The following is a 20,718-nucleotide window of genomic DNA, read 5'->3' as shown; positions in this document are numbered from 1 at the left end:
TAATCACCCTAAACCCTAAACCCTAAACCCTAAACCCTAAACCCTAAACTCAAAACTTCCAAGTAACATAAGTTGCCATTCTATTGTTATCTGTTTTTGGATCGAAGAGATACCTAAAGCCAATTGATGGGCCAACCCTTACCAAGCCTAATTGCACATCAGCAAAAAAGGAAACTCTAGCATTAGCGAAATGCTGCTTTAATTCGTTGGCAATTACCTTTAAATCAGAATCTGTGCTTGTACCATTGGCACTTTGAGTGCTCAACTTATAATCAAGTACATCGGTGTTTTTGTTGTAAATATCTAACGAAACCAAAGCACCTGCACCAGCACCAATATATTTGCTAATGTTATACCTCATTTGGGCAGGGACTAAATTAACGGTAGTTACTTTTCTAAATTTTGTATAGTCCTTGTTCAATATTCGGTAAGGGATTCTGTTAATGAGAGTATCTTTTCCTGGGCCACTTGAACTCACTAAATCTGCACTTTCTTTAAACGAGCTTAGGTATAGTTCGGCCTGCCAATAATATCGGTGTGGTGCATAGGGTGCTAAACTGCCGCCAATAACTACGTTTTTGCTGTTCAGGTAATTTTTATTGTCGGTTTCAAAAGGGAAACCATAACCAATGATTATGCCTGGAGATAGGCCCATTTTAAATCGGCCGACAGCCCTATTGGTATAAATGGGTTCGTTTTTATCAAATACAATGGCGGCACCACTTTTAATGGGTAGCTTTTTAGGCTTTTCCTTAAACTTGATTTTATATTCTACAAAACCCATGGTAGAGTCGGCATCATTTACCCCTTTTTGCTGTAAACCTGGTAAATAAATATTGCTAAACACAAAGTGGACACTATCAGTACCTTTAATGGTTTTAATGCAACTCTGATTGGTATATGCAGAATCGCAATTGATTACTTCAGGTTTGGTTTTGGTAATTTTTATCGTTTCCTGATTAAACACTTCAGAGATATTTACCGCTACATCAACTTTTTTTGCAGGCCCTTTACCTGTGTTTTGGAAACGTATTTTATAAGTTAATTCTCTATTTTTTCCTGTAAAACGATAGTTCATCCTGGTTTTTCTGAGTACCATTTTATTAGGGTCATGAGAAGCCACAATCTGCAGTTCCATGTTAAAAAACTCCTTTTCTACCAAAGGATTATCAGGAATAAAAACAGCTGTAATCCTTACTACTGCATTCGTATCCTTTAGCATTTCTGGTGTTGTTTTAAAATGCATGAACAGAAAACGCTCTTCATTTTGTTTCAGGTTTTCGAAACGCCAAGTTTCACTGCTTTTGAAATCCTTTGCTTTATCACTTAACAGTATTTTTTCATCGGCACTAAATTGCATCCCATTTAGCGAAGCATAATATAGTGCTGGGTTGTTCTTTTTTATTGGCAAATAAGCAGTGTTTAATAATGGTTTTAAGTCCGCTTTCTTTTCTTCATGATATGCTCTCGTTTCTGCCAGCACGAAATTGTTATTGGCAAACTCCTTATCATTAAATAAAAGGGCAACTGTACCATTTAAATTCTGTTGACCATTTTCTGCTTTGTTTCTATAACCAAAAACAATCATCATGTCATCGCCTGGTTTGGGCATACAATTGCTTTTCAGTTCTATGTTGCCACCCATTTTAAATAATGAGGGCTCGGTAGAATTGGAAGCCATCATAGGTCTACTTGTAGTGTTAGGTTTAATAATTGGCTTTGGTTTAGTTGGCGGACGTTTACCATCATCGTAATTGTTGGTGGCATAAAGTCTAGCTAGAATTGGGTCTTTGCCTTTGTAAATATGAATTGGGTCTTTTTCGAAACTAAAACCTCCATCACCAAACTCCCAAAAATAAGTATAGAATGGGGCAGGCGCACCTGCAATTTGCCTTAAAGGCCTTAATTCTGATGTAAATTTAGTGATGCCATTTTCTGTGGTGTAATTGATAATTGCAGGGACGGTATCGCTTGGTAAAACCTGTGCATAAGCAGAACTAACTCCTACAAAAAGCAAAATTGAGAATAGCGTTTTCATCTGTTATTTGGTTTGATTTTTGCCAGATGAAGCCTTTTATATTTAAAAAGAATCATTGCTCTTTGCGCCTAATGATTCTTTTTAAATATGACGGTTTCATCATTATTAAATTTATAGATTTTTATTTGTAATAAAGAAATCGAAAAAGATGAGGCCAAATGAATGACCCCATCTTTATGGTTAATATTTGAGAATATTAGTAGTTGTTTAGGCTATTAATAGCAGTTTGCACTTGTGCTTCAGTAGTTTCAACCAAGGTTAAAGTAATGTTCTGGCTAGCCACAATGGTAGTTTCTAGCTCTGCATAGTAGTATTTACCATCCTTAATAGAGAACGATAAATATTTACCCTGTACACCAATTGGCATTACATCATCATAACTTTTTACCTTGTTTGCGCCATCTGGAGTATATAGTTGCGCAGCCACATTACTTCCTTTTGCACAGAAGAATACAAAAGTTTCTCCACTAAATGCCCTAAATGAGGCCATTGTACCAGGATTGTTTACCAAGGTTACACGAGTAGTTGTTTTCGGATTGGCATAACTATAAAACACATCACAATTAATCCAGCCTAAGTTGCCCATGTCAAAAGTAAATGAGCCAGCAGCAGCATCTGCTTCACGTTTAATTTGTACACCACCACCAGCAGGGTTTTGTACAGGTGCTTGCCAAGCCATTTGGTTATCTGCACCCACTTTTTCTACACCTTCCCAAATCTGGGTAGTTCCAGTTCTATTGGTAGGGATAGAGATTTTAATGGCGGCACTTAAAGCCTGGTCTACTTTTACTCCATTTACACTTGCATTTAGGTAGATGAAGCCATCTGATGCTAAAGGGGCACCACTAATATGATTGGTATTAGTGCCGCTAAATAAAACATCGCTTCTTTTTAAAACTTCCATCGCATCAATGGTGAGTTCCCCGGTTACGGCAACACCACCTAATTTAATGGCACCTGCCGGAATGATAATTTTTGTTCCGCCCTTTAAGGTAAACGTGTTTGATGTACTTCCGTTAATTTTTACACTTTGTATTTGCGGACCCAAAAGAGCAGCAAATTCTTTTGCCGAGTTGGCAGTGTTACCGTTGTTTTTGTCTTTTTTACAAGCTGCAGAAAATAAGATTATAATTGCAAAAATTGCGTAGGTTAGGTTTAACTTTTTCATGATCTTTAATTTTAAATTGATGCTTACTCTTTTAAAGGCTTTTCAGCGTACGCCATTTAATAGGGTTTGATGATATATAAGTCAAACCAAAAATTTGTTACCCCTATTATTAAATTTTTTCTTTCAATGCAGAAGAAAGCCTAAATTAGGCTAACCAAATCATCCTAAATCTATCGCCAATGGCAAAAACCGTTCATCAAGACCAACGTTATTTAGTAGCATTGCTTAATAATGATGCAGGTCTTATCAATGAAATTTATAAAAAATCCGCAGGCAAGGTAAAATCCTTCGTTATTTTTAATAACGGAACAGCCAATGATGCCGAAGATATTTTTCAGGAAGCCTTGGTAGATATTTATAACCAAGCAAAATATAAAGATTTGCAACTCACTTGCCCTTTCGAACCTTTCCTTTTATTGGTGTGTAAACGCAAATGGTTAAATACCCTAAAGAAAAAATCAGTTTTACAGGTAACAAATAGTGAAGATGATTTATTACTAATTGGTGAGGATACATTTGAACAAGCAGAGCAGTTGGCAGATCAAGCTGCACAATCTGAAATATTCTTAAAGGCCTTTGAAAAACTGGGAGAGCGTTGCAAGGAAATTATAAAATGGAGCATGCAAGGCGATGCACAGGAAAAAGTGGCCGAAGCATTAGGTGTTACCTATGGCTATTTACGGAAAAAGAAGTCTGAATGTATGGCGAGCCTAATTAAATTGGTTCAAGTAAATAAATAGAAATGATGACTGAAGATAAAATCTTATGGGTTGCTCGCTATGTTGAGGGAGATATGGATGAAGCTGAAATTGCCGAATTCGAAACTCAGTTAAAGAGCGATGATGAACTACAACAAAATTTAAAGGATTATAACCATATTCATCAGAGCCTAAAAATGAAGTTGGCAAACAATGATGAATTTAAAGACACCTTAAAAGGTTTCAATAAACAATATTTTGGGGAAGAGCCGAAAGTTATTTCTTTTAAGCCAGCGCTAAAATGGTTAAGTGGCATTGCTGCCATATTAGTAATTGGTTTATTTATTTGGGCACCTTGGAATGCCAATTTATACGATACCTATGCTGATGATAGTCAAATGCTGGTAACAGAAAGAGGAGCTGCCACACTAACTGATTTAGATAAAGCCGCAGCTTTGTATAATGAGAAGAATTACGAATCAGCCAAAACAGCACTTGGAAAACTTTACATCAAACAATCTTCCAATACAATGATTGCCTACTATTACGGTTTATCGTTAATTAAAACCAATGCCTTAGATGAAGCAAGAAAAGTATTGATTGTAATTTATGAGGGTGAATCGGTATTTAAATACGAAGCTGCCTACAGCATCGCTCTTAGTTATTTAAAAGAAGACAAAAAAGCTGATGCTAAAACTTGGCTTCAAAAAATCCCGGCAGGAACTACGAAATATGAGTTGGCGAAGGAGTTGTTAGGGAAGATGTAAAGGTGTAAAGTTGTGGAGTTGTGAGGTCGAAAAGTTAGAGAGTAAGAAAGATTAAGGAGCATTTAGTAAAGGAAACGGAGCTTTAAGTAGTAAGTTAGAAAGACTAAAAATCGAGTTGCAATTACAATCAACGAACAACGCCTAACGACTTAACTAATGGTAAATCAAATATTTCGATCGTATGCCCTTAAACTTTTGCAAGCCAGGTTCCCAGCTTTTTCTAATATCTGCTTCTGATACTCCCGCTATAATCTGTTTTCTTAACTGATCGGTACCTATTCGTAAATCAAACGGAGATACACCTGTGTCTGCTCTTTCTTTACCAAAGAAATTTGCCTTATCTGGATAGGCTTTATAGAGTTCAATTACCCATGATAAATTAAGCTGACGGCTCTTACGTAAATTATTAATGTCATACTTACGCAAGTCTAGACCATAACAGACAGAATCTTTTTGGTTTGGTCTTTCGCTCATTCCTGGTATACCTACTGGTTTGTAGGAGAAAGAATATTTGCCTTTCAATGCAGGTGCGCCTAATATGGTAAATGGCATATACGTTCCCCTGCCTTCATTAATTGCTGTTCCCTCAAACATGCACAAGCTGGGAAAAAGTTCCACGGCTTGTTGTGTGTTTAAATTCGGTGATGGGTTTATTGGTAATACATAGGGTGTGTCATGATTCCAATTCGCCACTTTGATGATCTTAATCTTGCATTGTTGCTTTAGGTAGCCTTCGCCGTTAAGGTATTGTGCAAATTCACCAATGGTCATGCCATGTGTCATTGGCGTATAATGGATTCCTATGCCCGATTTAAATTTATCATCAGTCATTACTGGCCCATCAACTACATAAGCATTAGGGTTAGGCCTATCAAGAATTAGCAATTCTTTTCCGTTTTCTGCACAGGCTTCCATTACATACTCAAGTGTATTGATATTGGTATAGTAACGGCAGCCCACATCCTGAATGTCAAATACCATTAGGTCTATGTTTGCCAATTGTTCTTTTGTTGGTTTCTCGTTTTTACCATATAATGAGATAATTGGAATGCCCGTTTTAACATCTATCTCATTGTTTACCACAGCTCCATTACTGGCATTGCCCCTAAAACCATGCTCCGGCCCAAACACTTTTACAATTTTAATTCCAAGGCTCACTAAACTATCAACGCTGCTTTTCTTGCCAATCAGCGAACTCTGATTTGCCACCAAGCCAATTCGTTTTCCTTTTAAGTAAGGCAAATATTTCTCAGTTTGGTCTGCACCAGTAATAATCCCCGACTTATTAGCTGTACTCTGTTTTGACGATGTAATTTGTGCCGTACAATTAATATTACAAATAGCCAAGGTTGTTAAAAAAAGTATAAGGTTAAGTCTCGTCATTTTAGAGGGTTTAATATAAGCTGTCTTGATTTACAAAGACTAAATTAATAAAATTGAATAAAGTATGCTATTTAAGTCAAAAAGTCTGGGAAATGTAAGAAGGCCTGGAAGTCGAAAAAGTCAGAGAGATGATTAATGATACCATTGAACTAATGAACCAATTAGCCAAGATTGTAACTAATTTATTATAAGGTAGGTATATATTTTTCGAAGAAAATGACGTTAAGCAATTATTGAATCTTGCTATCTCCTTAACGTAATGATAATTTAATAATTAATTAACTTTCCATTAACTTAGTTGCAAGCTAATAGCATACTCAAGCCTATAAAAAAAGAACCTTATTGTTGTTGGGGAATAACTGTAAAAAGATCCCTTAATTAATTGAAAATGTATGAATACCGTGAACAGTGCCATCCTCGTCCTCATCATTTTAGATGTACTGGTTTTATTAGTTGCCATTAAGGCACACCAATTTCAACCTCATTCTAAAAAACAGCCGTTAAGTTAATCATTGAAATGCCTGAGGCTTAAAGACAAACCTGTCTAGTGCTTTCTTCAGTCGTCATTTCAAGCTCGTTCCGAAAGCATCGGAAGGCAATATTAATGCTTTTAAAGTTTGACTAACCATCTTGTTAGCGCCTTCGCGGCAGGATTGCTTGTAATTAGTTAACCGATTCAGCAGTTAACCTAATTCACCATATCAAAACAAAAGCTCACCCTCGCCCAAGTACTGACGTATAAGTCTTAAGATGTCATCGCCATAAGTTGCGGTTTTTCCTTCGCCAACATTTTTAATTTTAGAAAGTTGTGTGAGTGTTTTGGGTAGTTTTGCAGAGATATCGATAATCGCCTGATCAGAAATAATGTGGTAGCCAATCAATTTTTTTGTTTCTGCCGTTCGTTTTCGCCAGTCCAATAGCTGGGCATAAAGCACAGGGTTTTCTATTACTGCTGCTGTATTTGCCTGATTTTGTTTCCAGTCATCAACTGGTTTATACTTTGCTGCCTTACTGCTCATAACTTTGTCTATTTCACTAAAGTTATTAATGGTAGGCAATAGCTTAAATACTTCGCTTTTAGTTTCCAACTGCTCGAGCAATTGATTTAAGGTAGAAAAATAGTCTGGATGAAATGCCACTCCATTTAACATTTGGTGCAAGTCTGTAATGTCTGTATGTAGGTTGATGAGGTTTGGCAGAAAATAACCAGCAGCTTTTTCTAAACGAGCCTTAATCTCAGAGAGTACAACTTGTTTAATGCTTAATTCTTTCTGAATAAAACGAGCGGCAACACTATGGATTTTATGCTCCAGCATTTGCTGGATATGGCTTAGTTTTTCAGCTATTAAAGGTTCAGTTGGCATTAGTTCCATGATCACTACCTTTAAATGTTGCCAAGCTGCCATTGTGGGAGCGAATTGGAAACTTTGCTGCAAGGTTTCTAGCTCTAAGGCAAGTAAGGCATTTTCTAGTGTTTGTTGACTAGGTAATTCGGCTTGCGCCTTTTTCATAAACGCCGTTACCGAAGCATCAGTAATGATATTTTTAAGCTGCACTTTTTCCTTCAAGATCAGGCCTTCAAGGTTACGGCAACGACTAAGCGCTACATAGGTTTGCCCGTGGGCAAAGGCTGCGCCAACATCAATAACAGCTTTGTTAAACGTTAAACCCTGGCTTTTATGAATGGTGATTGCCCAAGCCAACCTTAAAGGGAATTGAGTAAAGGAACCTGCACTGCTTTGTGTTACTTTTTGATCGCTTTCTGAAAGTGCATATTTATTGTTTTCCCAAATTTCTTGATTGGCCTCAAAGCTTGAGCCATCATCCAAAAAGGTTAGGTTAATGCTATCTCCACTAATGCTTTGTACTTTGGCAGTTCGGCCATTATAAAATTGCTTTTTTCCAGAGCTATCATTCTTGATGAACATAACCATTGCACCTTCCTTAAGCACAAGCTCTTCTTCTGTCGGATAGGCTTCTTTTGGAAAATCGCCAGTAACTTTAGCTTTGAATGAGTGCGTATTACCTGTTAACGCTGCTAACCTTTGCTCATTTAGCTGTTTAACCAATGGGTTGTGCGTAGTTAAGGTAACATGGTCTGCAAGGTCATGGTTAGCGGAGTTCTTGTTGTAATGTTCGTTTAGCTTTTGCAGCAAGTCTTCGCTAATAGCGCCATTTCTTATTTCGTTTAGTATTTCTATAAATATCGGATCACTTTGCCTATGTACCTTTGTTAGTTCGAAAGTGAGCAACGGAAATTCCCTGAAAATTAAGCTATCGAAGAAATAAGGGCCTTTATAGAATTTGCCGAGCAAATGCCAATCTTTCTGAAAAACTGGGGGCAACTGGTACAAATCACCAATCATTAACAATTGTACACCACCAAAAGGCCGACTGTTTCCTTTAACAAATCTTAATATCCTATCAATGTAATCTATGGTATCTGCCCTTACCATACTGATCTCATCTATGATAAGGAGATCCAAGCATTTGATGATTTTTGATTTTTCGGGACCAAAACTTTTGCCTGAGAATTCATTAAAAGCATTGGCAAATGGCGTGGGTAAAATGGGGCCAAAGGGAACCTGAAAAAAAGAATGGATAGTTACCCCGCCGGCATTAATGGCAGCAACAGCGGTGGGTGCCACCACAACCAAATTCTTTTTGGTGTTCGATCTAATGTAACGCAAAAAGGTAGTCTTTCCTGTACCTGCTTTACCTGTCATAAATATCGGTTTATTGGTTTTTTCGATAAAGTCGATGATTAATTTATGCAGGGGATCCAGTGTCATTATAGGTAGATAAAATGTGGTGCTAAATTAAGGCAATTGCTTTTTGGGTAGGGAAGATGTTTTCAACATTAAGGGAGAAGAAAGGTGTAAGATGGAAAATGGAGAGAAGTCCGAAAAGTCGGGAGTATGAGGGATAAAGGAGCAAAGAATAAATAGCAGAGAAAAGAGGCCGAAATGCAAGAAGCAGATTAAACCCATCAAATTTTTGCGAAGAACTGATAGCACATCATTCACGTCATTGCGAGAACCTGCTCCGTCCCAATACCATATTCCGTTCCAACTTCTTGCCACCCCAAAAGAAACCATCGCATTTTGAAGACCCTTTGAGGAGTTACGTGAAGCCAGATTGATGCTCAGATACCAAGCGTCTAAAGATTTACCACCTCCAGTACTCTTCCTATGCTTTTGCTTCGCAAAAGAGGATAAGAACACCTTCAAGGTCGCAGAATCCAAACCTCTGAATCCAATACATCCACCAACTAGAAAGCTTTACTGATTTAGCCAATTTAATGCGCTAGATTTCAACTTTAGACAGCAACTCACATAGTGTTCAAAACACTCTTTCTGACGATTAAAACCTATTAAAATAAGAAAGAGGCGATTTTGGAGCGTAATATGTGACCACTTTGGATAAAAAGAAGTGACCCCTTTTAGGATAACCCCACCTGCCGCAGCAGGCTTCATGCAATGAAATCAACACTCGCAACGATGGCATGATCTAAATGGATTAATCTCCGAAATTAGCTTCATCAAGACCTATGAGGTTCCTTCCCGGTGTAGAATTGGGAAAGCCGAAGTGTCTCCCACAGGTAGGTAGGGAGTGAAAAGCTAGATGATGGCGCTATATGTGCTGAAGTTTGCAACTCTTGACAATCTGTGTGTTATCGTATCTTTTCTATCCAATTCAGCTGTAAAGAGTGTTCTTAAAAAAGTCAAAGACAACAAAGCATTTGAGTGCAATGATGTAAAAATTACAAACTCACCAAGTTTTAAAACATTACTGACTAACTATTTAGTTTAAGCGATAAAATGTTCATTTTCTTGACATTATGGTCTTAAAATACCTAATTTTAGGTATTTTTTTTAAGATTTTAGTATTTAACTTGAACGTAAATAAACGAACTATATGAACCAAGACAAAAAAACAACAACTGCAAGCAAAAAGGTACCAAGTTATTATACCTATTGTGTAACAGAGGGCAAAAGGATAGGTAGTTATTCTGGTGATAAAAAAGTAATTGATAATAGGACAAATCACCATATCGCTGATAAAGGCCATGAAGCGGAAACGAGGGAACAGGATGATAACAGTTAAGCTGCTTATTAACTAATAAGGAGAAGTAGTTGCGCTGTAACCTATTGCTTCTCATTTTAATGGTCATCTCTCTAAAAAAGATTGTTTGGTTTTGCCTAGATAACAACTAAAATTATTCAGATCCACAGTACGAATAATAATTACCTACGACGACTTAATTTGATAAGTCGTTAGGATATGCTTTGCTTGGTGTAAAAGTATTAATTGGCATACTGGGCTGTGATAGAACCGTACAGAAAAATAGTATTAGCATGACACCTTGATTGCTGGTGGTTATTGTTAGTCAGTTTTGAGGAGTAATTTTATTACCACCATAATATTCATAAATATGAAAAATCGGAAACCTGAGGGTACATCTAGAAGAAATTTCTTGAAGCTAAGCTCGTTAGCTTCATTCAGCTTTTTGCCAACCGTAAATGCATTGGCAAAAATTCTAAAAATAGAACCCAAGTATATTGAGGATTTTTTTACGGATGAGTTTCATTATTTCGATAACAATTTAACTAACCTGCATTTCTTTTTTATAAATGCAAAAGTAACGGGTAAGCTTTTAAAACCTTTAAATGTAGGTCAGCCTGCTTATATGGTGGTTAAAATACCTCAGCAACATATTGCAGAGCAGGTGATTAAGGAATCTGATTTGGCACTTTACACTGACAATAAAAAAAACGTACAATCAAAAATTTCAGGCTTTTCCTACCTAGCGTTTCATGTATTCCCTAAGGTTAAAAGCACATCGTCATCAGGCGCTACGGTCGTCACTCAAAAAAAACAGCTATATCTTGATCAACCAGAAACACTGCTTAATTGGACTAATGCTACCAATTTTGAGTTAATTATACCTAAAAAAGAAGATTTCAAATCATTTAATGGGAATGATTGGAATACCTTTAAAATAAATAAGGTTACAGAAATAACAGATACTGAGCTTAATCCATCAACAGGATATATTAGTAAGTTGTATCAGGATATTTGTAAAAAAATATTTGTTAAAGAAACTGCCTATCCCATTACTGTACTTGAAATTCCAGAAGGTTTATTGGTTTCTCCATACAGTCTAGTAGGGGGAAGGGCATTTATTGATAATTATCAAATTGCTAAAACACGCTTTTTAATTAATTATCAAAATAGAAGTGTAGTTAGAACGGTAGAGGAAATTTGGTCGCCTTCTCTGTTTTTTGACTCTATAAATGGTCCAATAGATCCTCTCTTAAGAGCTGTTGGTTATGTTCCGAGACAAGAAGCAGAGAAAATCAGAGGTAATGATGAGTGTCCTAAAGATGAATTCACTTTCTTGCCATCTTTGCTTGACAAAAAAGAGTTGGTTTACCTTACAAGTTTAGGCAGAGGAGACAATGATACGAAGGATTGGAATATTGAAACTAAGGGTTTAACTTTTACAGGTTTAGGTGCTATAGCCAAATTTCATTATAAAAACTTAACACCACCAAAAGATACCGACTTAGCGGAATATGAACACCACATTACCATGGGAAGGGATGAATATATTAAGGTGGCAAGACTTGGAGTAATCTCTGTAACTGGACAAAGGGCTTTGCATATAAAAATAGGGCAACGGAAAATTGTAAAAGGGGAATCTTACATGGATTTTAAAGAATATATTGAGATCGTTCAAAAAGAGATCAATTATTTCGATAGCCAGTTATTTATTGGAAGTCAACAAGGACAAATATTAAAAGAACCAAAAAACTTTATTCACGCAAGAGCATATCCGTCTGTTTACAATCAGCCTAATAAAGTAATTCACAGCATTGACCTTCCTTCAATAGAAACTGACAATACTTTTAGAGATTCAGTTTTGTGGAGCCTTCCTAATTATTTACCAAATCACCCTTATTCAGCAGATCAGGCCCAATTAAACTGGCATACCAATTATCGCCGTTGGCCATTTAAAAAAATTGAAGTGGTAACTTTGATCAGTAAACCTATTGAAACTGATAAAACAAAAAAACCAACCGCTTTAACTTATGAGCATGCAGCATGTGATTGTGCAACAGTTTTTTGGCCAGTTTTAGAAAAACAACTTAATGGTAAGGATCAGGATTGCTATCTAGATTTTATAGGTTATGATTGGAACGATCAAGCTATCAAATTTTCGAGTACATTCCTTTTTATTAGAAAAAAAATTATAGAATGCGAAAGTAATTTAGAACAACTGCATACAGAGATTTACAATAATCGATTTATCAATCAACGATTTGAAAGAAGAAGCATCCGTTTTGCTAATTCAAAAATCGCATTAACCCCTGATTTTTCGACAGCAGCTATTAACGCCGATTCGGAAAACAAATCTAATGTGGCTAAAGTAGATCACTTAGAATATTACTTTAGTCTTTGTTTAGAGCCTACCAGAAGCATAAGTTCTACAGAGGTAGTGCCAGATGTTGCTCGTTTGCCAAATAGCTCTATTTTTAATGAGCGCTTTTTCCCTCTTTATCCTCAGGTTAAAGAAGCGCAATTATATATAGATAATATTCAAAGTTATACACCGCAACCATTAGTATCAGTTGTAGAATACAATGATGATTTTATCAATTATGGTTATGAAGGCAATAAAATAGTTGTAATTAAAGGTAAACAACAAGCAACTACCTATAATAAAGGAAAATTAATCTTTAACCATACTGCTGCATTTATGAGTGGTAAGGCTCAAATTTATGACCTAAAGGACGGTGTCTTAAATAAGAGAAATGAAGCAAGTCAAGGATATCAAAAAATAAAAGAAGCATTTGGGTCAGCTGGAGCTGCTATCGGTGGATTGGTAAATCCAGATTTCGATATTCAAACAATCGGTTTAATTAAGCAAAGCATTTCGGTTGGAAAGGACATTAACAAAAAATATGAGGAGCTAAACAATTTCACAGGAAAATTTGAGAAGTTCAATCCTTCAGATTTATTGCGACAAGCACCAGAGATTTTTAATGGAATTAGTTTACTAGATATTCTTCAAGAAATTTTTCCGGATTATGAAGCACCAGTTAATGAAATCAAAAATATTACCGCTCAGCTAGAAAACTTACAGGATGGCATTATTAATAACCCGATTTATCAAAATATTAAAAAGGAATTAAAAGATGTAAATGACCAAATTTTAAAGTACATCAAATTCTTTGAAGACGCCCAAGCACAAATTGAAACGTATAAAAAGCAACTTATATCTCTAAAAGACAAGTTAAATTTTGATTGGCAATTTGCTGACCTTGAAAATTTGGTAGAGAATAAGATTGCTCAGTATAAAATCCCTTTTTTGCAATATGAAAATGATATCGTAACCTTTAAGGGAGATGTTGAAAGTATTCTTAATAATGTAATTACCGATTTATTGGCAAAAACGGAAGTTGCATATGCGCTTTACCACCAACTTATTGCGGCTAAAAAAACCTTAGTTGGGTTGAAGAGTTTCACCCAAGATGGGAAAGCATTTTCTGGAGTGGCTTTAGGTATTATTCAAAATTATATAGATCAGCAATATTTTAATGCAAGTAAATATGTAATACTCAATTTAAACGCCGCTAAAAAAGAGGAAATCTTAAGAACACGTGACCAAATAAAAGCAACATTAAAAGCATCATTTGAACCTTATTTGGCCAAATACAATGAGTTTACTAAAGGAGTGGCTGTTGAGTTAAAGGCAAAAGAAGATTACTTAAATTCCCAAAAAAATAACAACTTATTAAAAGCATATCAGACAGCGGCGAAAGCTTTAGATGTCGTAACGAATGAAATACAGGTATTAAAGGAGCAGTTTTATTTCAAAAGCCTGACCGAAGAAATAAAGTTAAAGGGAAATGCAGTCGATAGAGAATTAACCGTAATGTTGCAAGGAAAGTTTGACGAAGTGCAAACAGCTGCAAAAAATGGAATTGATTTTATTAATTCTTTTGATCTTCCATTTTACATAGATCAATATGAAAAGGCAGCCAAAGATTTTGAGATCATCAAAAGCAAATTAAAATTTGATGACAAAACCTTAAGCACTATTCTTGGTACTATAGCAGAAACTACAGGTTTTCAGAAACAAGTTGATCAAACAAAAAAACTCCTCATAAACCATTATCTTACTGTGTATGATAATACAAGGGCAGATATTGATAAGCTTGTACTCAACAGCAACAATATTGTTAATGCTTATAAATACATCACAGAATCCTTTATATGGGAGGGTTTAAAGGACAGTATCCCTGAGCAAAAAGCCATAAAAGAAATCTTGGGAATAACGAATGATGTTACAGATATTGTTCTTTCCATAAGCAAATTTGAAGTTCCAGAAATACAAGAGATTAGAAGAGAAATTGAGGAAATTGCAAGACAAAAACTCCAAAAACTAGAAGACGACTTAAGAGAAGAGTTTAAAAAGTATGAGCTTTTATTAAGAGAGCAAGTAAAACAAGCTACATCAGGTATTGTTGGAAAGGTCAATGCTGAAATAGAAAAGGTAAAACAACAAGTTTTGGCCAACCCAGAAAACCAAGAGTTAATAGCTAACTTTAACAAACTTAATGAATTATTTAATTTACTTACTTCCGTAACCAAAAAAGAAATTAATTACGACTGGCAAACTAGCTCATTTAAAAATGCAGAGTTTGGTATTGTCTCCTTCATAGCATCTACCAGTCCTAAAACATCATTAACTGTTAAGGTAAGAAATACCATTCATTTTGAACCTCTTAAGTTTCCAGCTATTGTAAGTAAAGTTGATTCGCTTGCAGAAAATAGGCTAAATAATTTCGGCATCAGTTTATTAAAGGCAATTATCATTAACTTCAATGAAGTTAGTTTTGTAGCCGGAACCAATCAGAAATCTAAATTCGAAGTTAAAATTAGGGATGTACAATTTGCTGGTGCATTTTCATTTGTGCAAGCTTTAGAAAGCATTTTTAGTAAATTATTGGGAGATAATTTTTCTGTAAAAATACAGCCACTTAGTGTAGAAATCCAATACCTTTTACCAATCCCCTATTTAGGAGCACCTTCTTTTGGTTTTAAAGACATTTTGTTTAAAATTCTTTACACGCTTCACTTTAACCAAAAGCCAATGGAACTAGGTGTAGGAATTGGTACACCAGAGAATAGAACTAAACTTTCTGTTGGCATTTATACTGGATTATTTTATTTCATTGTAATTGGCAATCCAAAACAGGGAATTACTACAATAGAAGTAAGCATAGAATTTGGTGGTTACTTTGGTTTAAATCTTGGTCCACTTCGAGGAGAAGTAAAATTAGTTGTTGGTTTATATTACAGGAAAGACTTAACAGGAGTAATTATAGAAGGATATTTCTTGTGTGAAGGTCGTGTTAAGCTATGGTTCGTTATGGTTACTGCCCGCTTCTACATGGGTGTAAGGAGTCAAGGCGGTTATGTAGAAGGCCGTTGTACAGTATCTTACGAGATTAGAATTAGTCGCTTCTTTAAAAGGTCGTTTTCTGCAACCTATTATAAAAAAGTTGCTGGTGCATCACCAGGTAATAATCAATCTGGTAATACACAAAGAATTGCTAACAAATATAAGGCACTTAATGGATTTTCGTCAGATAAAGCAATTGACTTTGCTCCAATGCAAAATGCTGAAGAAAGAAAAACCAGGCCTCTTACCCAAACAGAATGGGAAAAATTCATTAACTCTTACATTGATTAATTATGGAACCTTTTAAAAATATTCGCACCAGCATTTTGCCTTTTGGTTATAATAAAACTACTAAATCCTATCGCTTTTCGTTGTGCATAGATTTAAATCCAAATTATAGCGATGACCAAGCTGTAGTTGATAGGGATGAACTGAGGAGGTTTATTTTGACTTATGCCAATGATGCGAATTCTATTTCATCGCTGTTGATTAAAAATTTGAGCATTAATCTCTATAAAACAGGTGAAAAAAATATCCCTGTTAAATCAAGCGCTGTATGCTTTCCTACTATCACTAGTCAAATAGTTACAGCTTGGAATAGTTTGCCGATTAACAGTTACACAACTAGAGGGAACAATGAAACGCCAGGATATGCACAAGGTTTAGACATTTCAATTGCCCATACTATCCCCATTTTTAAGACTAAAACAGGAACAATCCCAGATGGTCAACAATTAAGGAGGTCGATGATGATGGAACTCGAGTCCGAAAAAATGGATATAAAGTCACTAAAGCCATTGGTAAGCCCTTTGCGAGCAGGATTAAAATCAGTCAACGATGATATCGAAAACTTTAGCAATATGTTAAGCGGGATTTCGTCATTTTCTGAACAGGTTAATGCTATGGAAACCAATTCCTTGCTTAAAAGTACTAAGAAAAAATATACTTCAATTTATGACAATGCAGCTAGTATGTTAGAATTTTGGTCATTTATTGATTCGAATGCCATTCTTCAACGTGTTATGGGGCAAATTATTGATTTCGAAATTAAAGAGGATGAGTTAAAAAAGTATATATCAAATTATATAGATAAACAAGAGTTTGATATTGTATTTAGCTTTTCAGACGATGTTTTGAAAGAGGTGGCAAAATTAACTAAATTAACTTGGGAACACTTAATTACGCCTTGTAGGATTTATCCTTCGATGCAGGTAATTTTGGTACGAGAAGAAAATGAATTAGACAAAATTCCAATTCAAATACAAGCTACCAATTATGACATTGGCGGTAAATTAGTTGGGTTGAAAGCTATCAAAGAGAAGTATGAGAAATATCTTGATATTTTAGATGATGCTAGTGTTAACGAGTCTGAAAAATACCAGATTAGAAAACAACTAATGACTTTAGACACTGCTGCAATGACGATTGGGGTAAATACCTATAATCTCTCTCTTCCTGGTATTTTAGTTAAGGAGAAACAAATTGAAGCTGCAGCAGAAAGTAACAATACTGTATTGCCAAATTACTTGTATAGAATTAGAAGTGGTTACAGATTTGCCGTAAAAAGTGTTAAAAGTGTGGACTTAACACCGATAGGCTTGCGTACTGTAAGTTTAAAGGGAACACTAGGAAACAAAATTAATCTTCCAAATGAATTATCAATTCAGGACATTGGTATTAATACGGATTCTGGAGCTCATGCTTTTCTTCGTGACAAAGAAGGAGTGATGGTACCTCAAATCATCGCAGACCAAGCGATGAATAATTGGGGAGGTGAAAATATCGGTATGCCAAGTGTTTTCTCTAACCAAGAAAATGAAGAGAACTTTGAGTCAACAGTAGATGAAGGAGCAGTAAGTGACTCTATTAAATTTGTAACAGAACAATTGAGCAAATTTTTTATCGAAGATTATGAAATTAAAGGTGTAGAATATAAAAGGAATGCCCATAAAGGCGATCAGGATTCAAAGCTTCATACAGATATAGCTAATCTTCCTATTCAATTATCATATTCTTTAAATTCAATTCAAAATAAGAAATTAATATTCGGTCGTGAAATTCAAGTATTTCTTACACCAGAATATAAAAATAAATATGCCATACCAACCGCATTAATTCCTAAGCTAAAGGATGAAAACTCACACTGCTTGACTACTCAAAAATTTATTTTTAAGAGAAATGAGCCGGTTAAACCAATCGAATTCAGATTGTATCACCAGTTGGTAGAGGAATCTGGTGCTCCAATTGAAGAAAGAGAGGGAGAATCTGTTACTAATTTGGTAATTAGAAATTTTAGTAATGTAGATAATGATGAGGTATATGTAACTAATCAGACTAGCATCAGGCATATTTTGCCACCTGCTATTTCCTTTCAACAGGCCATATGGCATAATAAACTATTCAATAATAAACATAACCCTGAAGGAATGTCTGTTAAAGAGTCATATAAATGGTATTTAAAGCACCATTATCCCATCAATGAAGGTGAAATTTCTATGCAATGGGATAAGAACAATGAATGGTCCCCTGTATTGCTAGCTGATGGTAGCTATCGGAAAAATTCTTTAAAGGAAGCAATAGATGGATCGACAAGAATGAGGGATTTTTATAATAAGAGTTGTGATATCAATTATCTTCCAGATCCATTGTCGAAAGGATTTACGTTTCAGTTTTTTAGAGATAAAGATAGGCTGATTAAAGCGAAGGAATATGAAAAATATGAGGATTACGAATATTATTTTACTGGAAGTTATCCGGAAATTAATGCTTGGAAAATTATTCTTGTTGATTATGAACCCAATGATATCGAAATGGTTCTATTTGATAAGAGTGCAGAAACGATTTGGGTAAGGATAGAGAAGGGAAGTGAAATTTTTGTAACTGCTCGCACTATTTTAGCTGAAGATTATAGTAATCAAATGGAAACATTTGGAAACAATAACCAATTTACCAGATTTGGTGGTAATGATCTCTTAACCCCACCTTTAGAGTTTACTTTAGTACATGCTATCCAACGACCTTTAATTAGACCTAAATTTGGTAATATGACGGTTAGTAAAAAAGAACTAGACCAAACAAATTTATCACTAACTATTACCACAAATTTAGAGCAACTTTACAGCTATAAAGATAATGCAGGCATTACCCGTTACCTAGAGAATACTAAACCAACAGGGAATATAGAGGTTTATGCCAAGTGGGAAGAGTATCTAGATGACCCAAAACATGTCACTTCAGATAACTGGACTCCTTTGATGCCAGTTAATGACGTGGATCTCAAGAAATTTACGCATATTAATAAGAAAGAATCGCCAGCCATTTTCGAGTTTAATGTTGATGTTTCCCCACAATTATTAAACATGGAAAAAACATTAAATAAAATTAGTTCATTAAGAAATGACTTTAAAAATTATGCGGTTGATTTAAACGCTAGTTATGATATTAGGGAAACAAAGTACCTGAAGAAAGTATTATGGATTAAGAATAAATCACAATTTACTTCTTACTACCCTAAAAATAGAGGTGTAGAAGACGACGAGTCGCTACCTGAAAATAGCTGGCAGTCAAAAGAGTATTATAATAGGCTTTCGGCTATTCCATACACAATGGAGGTTTTAAATAGTAGAAAGCCAGCACCACCACAAATATCAGATCAAAAAAGAATAAAGTTGATTTCAGTAATTGAAGATTGGCAGGAAGGGCCAACTTTTAAAAGAGGCGCCTCCATGAATAGGTTAAGGATTTTCTTTGAGAGGGGTAGGTTGACATCCGGTAACGGCGAAAGAATTGGATTTATTGTAAATGAACCAGCTGGCACATACAATGATCAGATGGTGAAGAATAATTTAGTTTCAATGGTTGGGAAAGATATCATTTCTGATACAGTTAAGCCTTTTGATGGAAGTAAAGGTAATAATGAGGTCTTATTATCTGAATCTAATTTTGTGATCAGAGACCCCCAATATATTTACGATAATACCACTAAGAAGCCTAAAGCAGATTTAGAGAGTTTTACTCCTAAGTATGTTAAAGATCTCGGGATTATGACTTATTTGCCTAAATTTGATAAGAAGCTGAATCTTTGGTACGTTGATGTGGAACTAGATATTAAAGATGAAAATGGGAAACAACTTCATAATCCATTTTTAAAGTTCGCCTTGGTTCATTATCAAGAAAAATCTTTCAACTACAATAAAACATCAGAAAACAATCTAATCAAAGATTGTCGGATTTCTAACGTATATCAATCTGGGTTTGCCTATATCATGGGATCACGTTTAATTACGGTAGAGTTTGGTAAAGGATATGTAAAACCCGCTATAGAATTTGATGTCACTTCTTTAAAAGGTAAATCTTCTGATAACCGAAGTAGATTTTTTGCAGTCGTAAGAGAAAAATATTCAAATAGTTTCGCTTGGAAAACTGCAAAGAAAACAGATGCAACGGATGCTTTTTTTCAATTGAGTAATGGAGCAGATCAGTTACCAAAGAGACTAGATTACAAAAACAATAATGATAAAAACTATCAATTAGTGATTATAGAAACTGAACATTGGGAAGATTCAAACCCATCTTCATTTGATCAATTAATTGAGAATAAGAACAATAGAGTTGTGCTGGTGAGTACGTTTAATCTTGAATAATTAACAAAAAAATAAATAATTATGAAAAAACAGATGACATTAGGCGACAATAAACTCAACAGGGGTTTTACAGTGGCAAAGGTTGGCTTAGACAAAATTACTGCACCCTTTGGTGAAGATAGAGAGGGTTGTCCACACAAAGGAACTGATTTTGGAAGTAGTGGAAAAGAAAAACCCTTTAAGGCAGGAGTGAAGGGTAAGGTAGTTGAGCCTCTTGGTGGTGATTGGGGCACAATAGCTGTTAAGCCAGCCCACGATAGTACTGTAACTATACAGTATTTGCATTGCTCTAGCATTTCAGTCAAGGTTGGTGCTGAGGTTACCAAAGATACCGTATTAGGGAAAACTGGGAAAAAGGTGCCCGCAGGTACTGATATCTCAGGTATTCATCTTCATCTTCAAGTATTTAAAAATGAGGCCCCAGACTATGCATGTTGGGGTACAGGTCGAAATTTCATTGATCCAGAAACTTGGGATACAGGAGATTAATAAAACGTCAGGGTTGCCATTACAAGGTAACCCTTTTACTTTGTATAAAAATTGATC

General features: G+C 35.4%; 10 protein-coding genes. 6 read left to right on the top strand and 4 right to left on the bottom strand.

The window, feature by feature from the left end:
• Positions 1–49: 49 nt before the first annotated feature.
• Together EZ428_RS10740 and EZ428_RS10735 are read right to left on the bottom strand one after the other, a co-directional pair.
• Positions 50–2,038 (bottom strand): DUF7849 domain-containing protein, encoded by a 1,989-nt coding sequence (locus EZ428_RS10740; protein WP_131553140.1) that lies wholly within the window; start codon positions 2,036–2,038, stop codon positions 50–52.
• A 196-nt stretch (positions 2,039–2,234) separates the two neighbouring features.
• Positions 2,235–3,206 carry a hypothetical protein gene (locus EZ428_RS10735; protein ID WP_131553139.1) on the bottom strand — a complete coding sequence of 324 codons (972 nt, stop codon included), beginning with the start codon at positions 3,204–3,206 and terminating at the stop codon, positions 2,235–2,237.
• Positions 3,207–3,385: 179 nt separating this feature from the next.
• Between EZ428_RS10735 and EZ428_RS10730 the strand changes: the two genes are divergently transcribed.
• Together EZ428_RS10730 and EZ428_RS10725 are read left to right on the top strand one after the other, a co-directional pair.
• Positions 3,386–3,946: an RNA polymerase sigma factor gene (locus tag EZ428_RS10730; protein WP_131553138.1), complete on the top strand. Its 561-nt coding sequence runs from the start codon at positions 3,386–3,388 to the stop codon at positions 3,944–3,946.
• 2 nt (positions 3,947–3,948) lie between these two features.
• Positions 3,949–4,671 (top strand): hypothetical protein, encoded by a 723-nt coding sequence (locus tag EZ428_RS10725; RefSeq protein ID WP_131553137.1) that lies wholly within the window; start codon positions 3,949–3,951, stop codon positions 4,669–4,671.
• Positions 4,672–4,824: 153 nt separating this feature from the next.
• Here EZ428_RS10725 and EZ428_RS10720 read toward each other — a convergent pair whose 3' ends face one another.
• Both EZ428_RS10720 and EZ428_RS10715 read right to left on the bottom strand, forming a co-directional pair.
• A complete protein-coding gene (locus tag EZ428_RS10720) occupies positions 4,825–6,054 on the bottom strand; it encodes an exo-beta-N-acetylmuramidase NamZ family protein (protein ID WP_131553136.1) in 1,230 nt (409 codons plus the stop codon).
• A gap of 701 nt (positions 6,055–6,755) precedes the next feature.
• Entirely contained in the window at positions 6,756–8,846 is a 2,091-nt protein-coding gene (locus EZ428_RS10715) for an HRDC domain-containing protein (RefSeq protein WP_131553135.1), read from the bottom strand.
• A gap of 1,126 nt (positions 8,847–9,972) precedes the next feature.
• Between EZ428_RS10715 and EZ428_RS10710 the strand changes: the two genes are divergently transcribed.
• The 4 genes from EZ428_RS10710 to EZ428_RS10695 all read left to right on the top strand — a co-directional run bounded on the left by EZ428_RS10710 (position 9,973) and on the right by EZ428_RS10695 (position 20,661).
• Positions 9,973–10,161 (top strand): hypothetical protein, encoded by a 189-nt coding sequence (locus tag EZ428_RS10710; RefSeq protein ID WP_131553134.1) that lies wholly within the window; start codon positions 9,973–9,975, stop codon positions 10,159–10,161.
• Between the two features lie 328 nt (positions 10,162–10,489).
• A complete protein-coding gene (locus EZ428_RS10705) occupies positions 10,490–15,820 on the top strand; it encodes a hypothetical protein (protein ID WP_131553133.1) in 5,331 nt (1,776 codons plus the stop codon).
• Positions 15,821–15,822: 2 nt separating this feature from the next.
• Positions 15,823–20,172 carry a hypothetical protein gene (locus EZ428_RS10700; protein ID WP_131553132.1) on the top strand — a complete coding sequence of 1,450 codons (4,350 nt, stop codon included), beginning with the start codon at positions 15,823–15,825 and terminating at the stop codon, positions 20,170–20,172.
• A 21-nt stretch (positions 20,173–20,193) separates the two neighbouring features.
• The gene (locus EZ428_RS10695; protein WP_131553131.1) at positions 20,194–20,661 is read left to right on the top strand and encodes a M23 family metallopeptidase; all 468 of its coding nucleotides are present in this window, start codon (positions 20,194–20,196) and stop codon (positions 20,659–20,661) included.
• Positions 20,662–20,718: the final 57 nt, after the last annotated feature.

This window comes from Pedobacter frigiditerrae (assembly GCF_004331645.1).
Taxonomy (GTDB): Bacteria; Bacteroidota; Bacteroidia; order Sphingobacteriales; family Sphingobacteriaceae; genus Pedobacter; species Pedobacter frigiditerrae.
The sequence above is the reverse complement of the archived record's forward strand: the minus strand, read 5'-3'. Positions and strand labels throughout refer to the sequence as shown.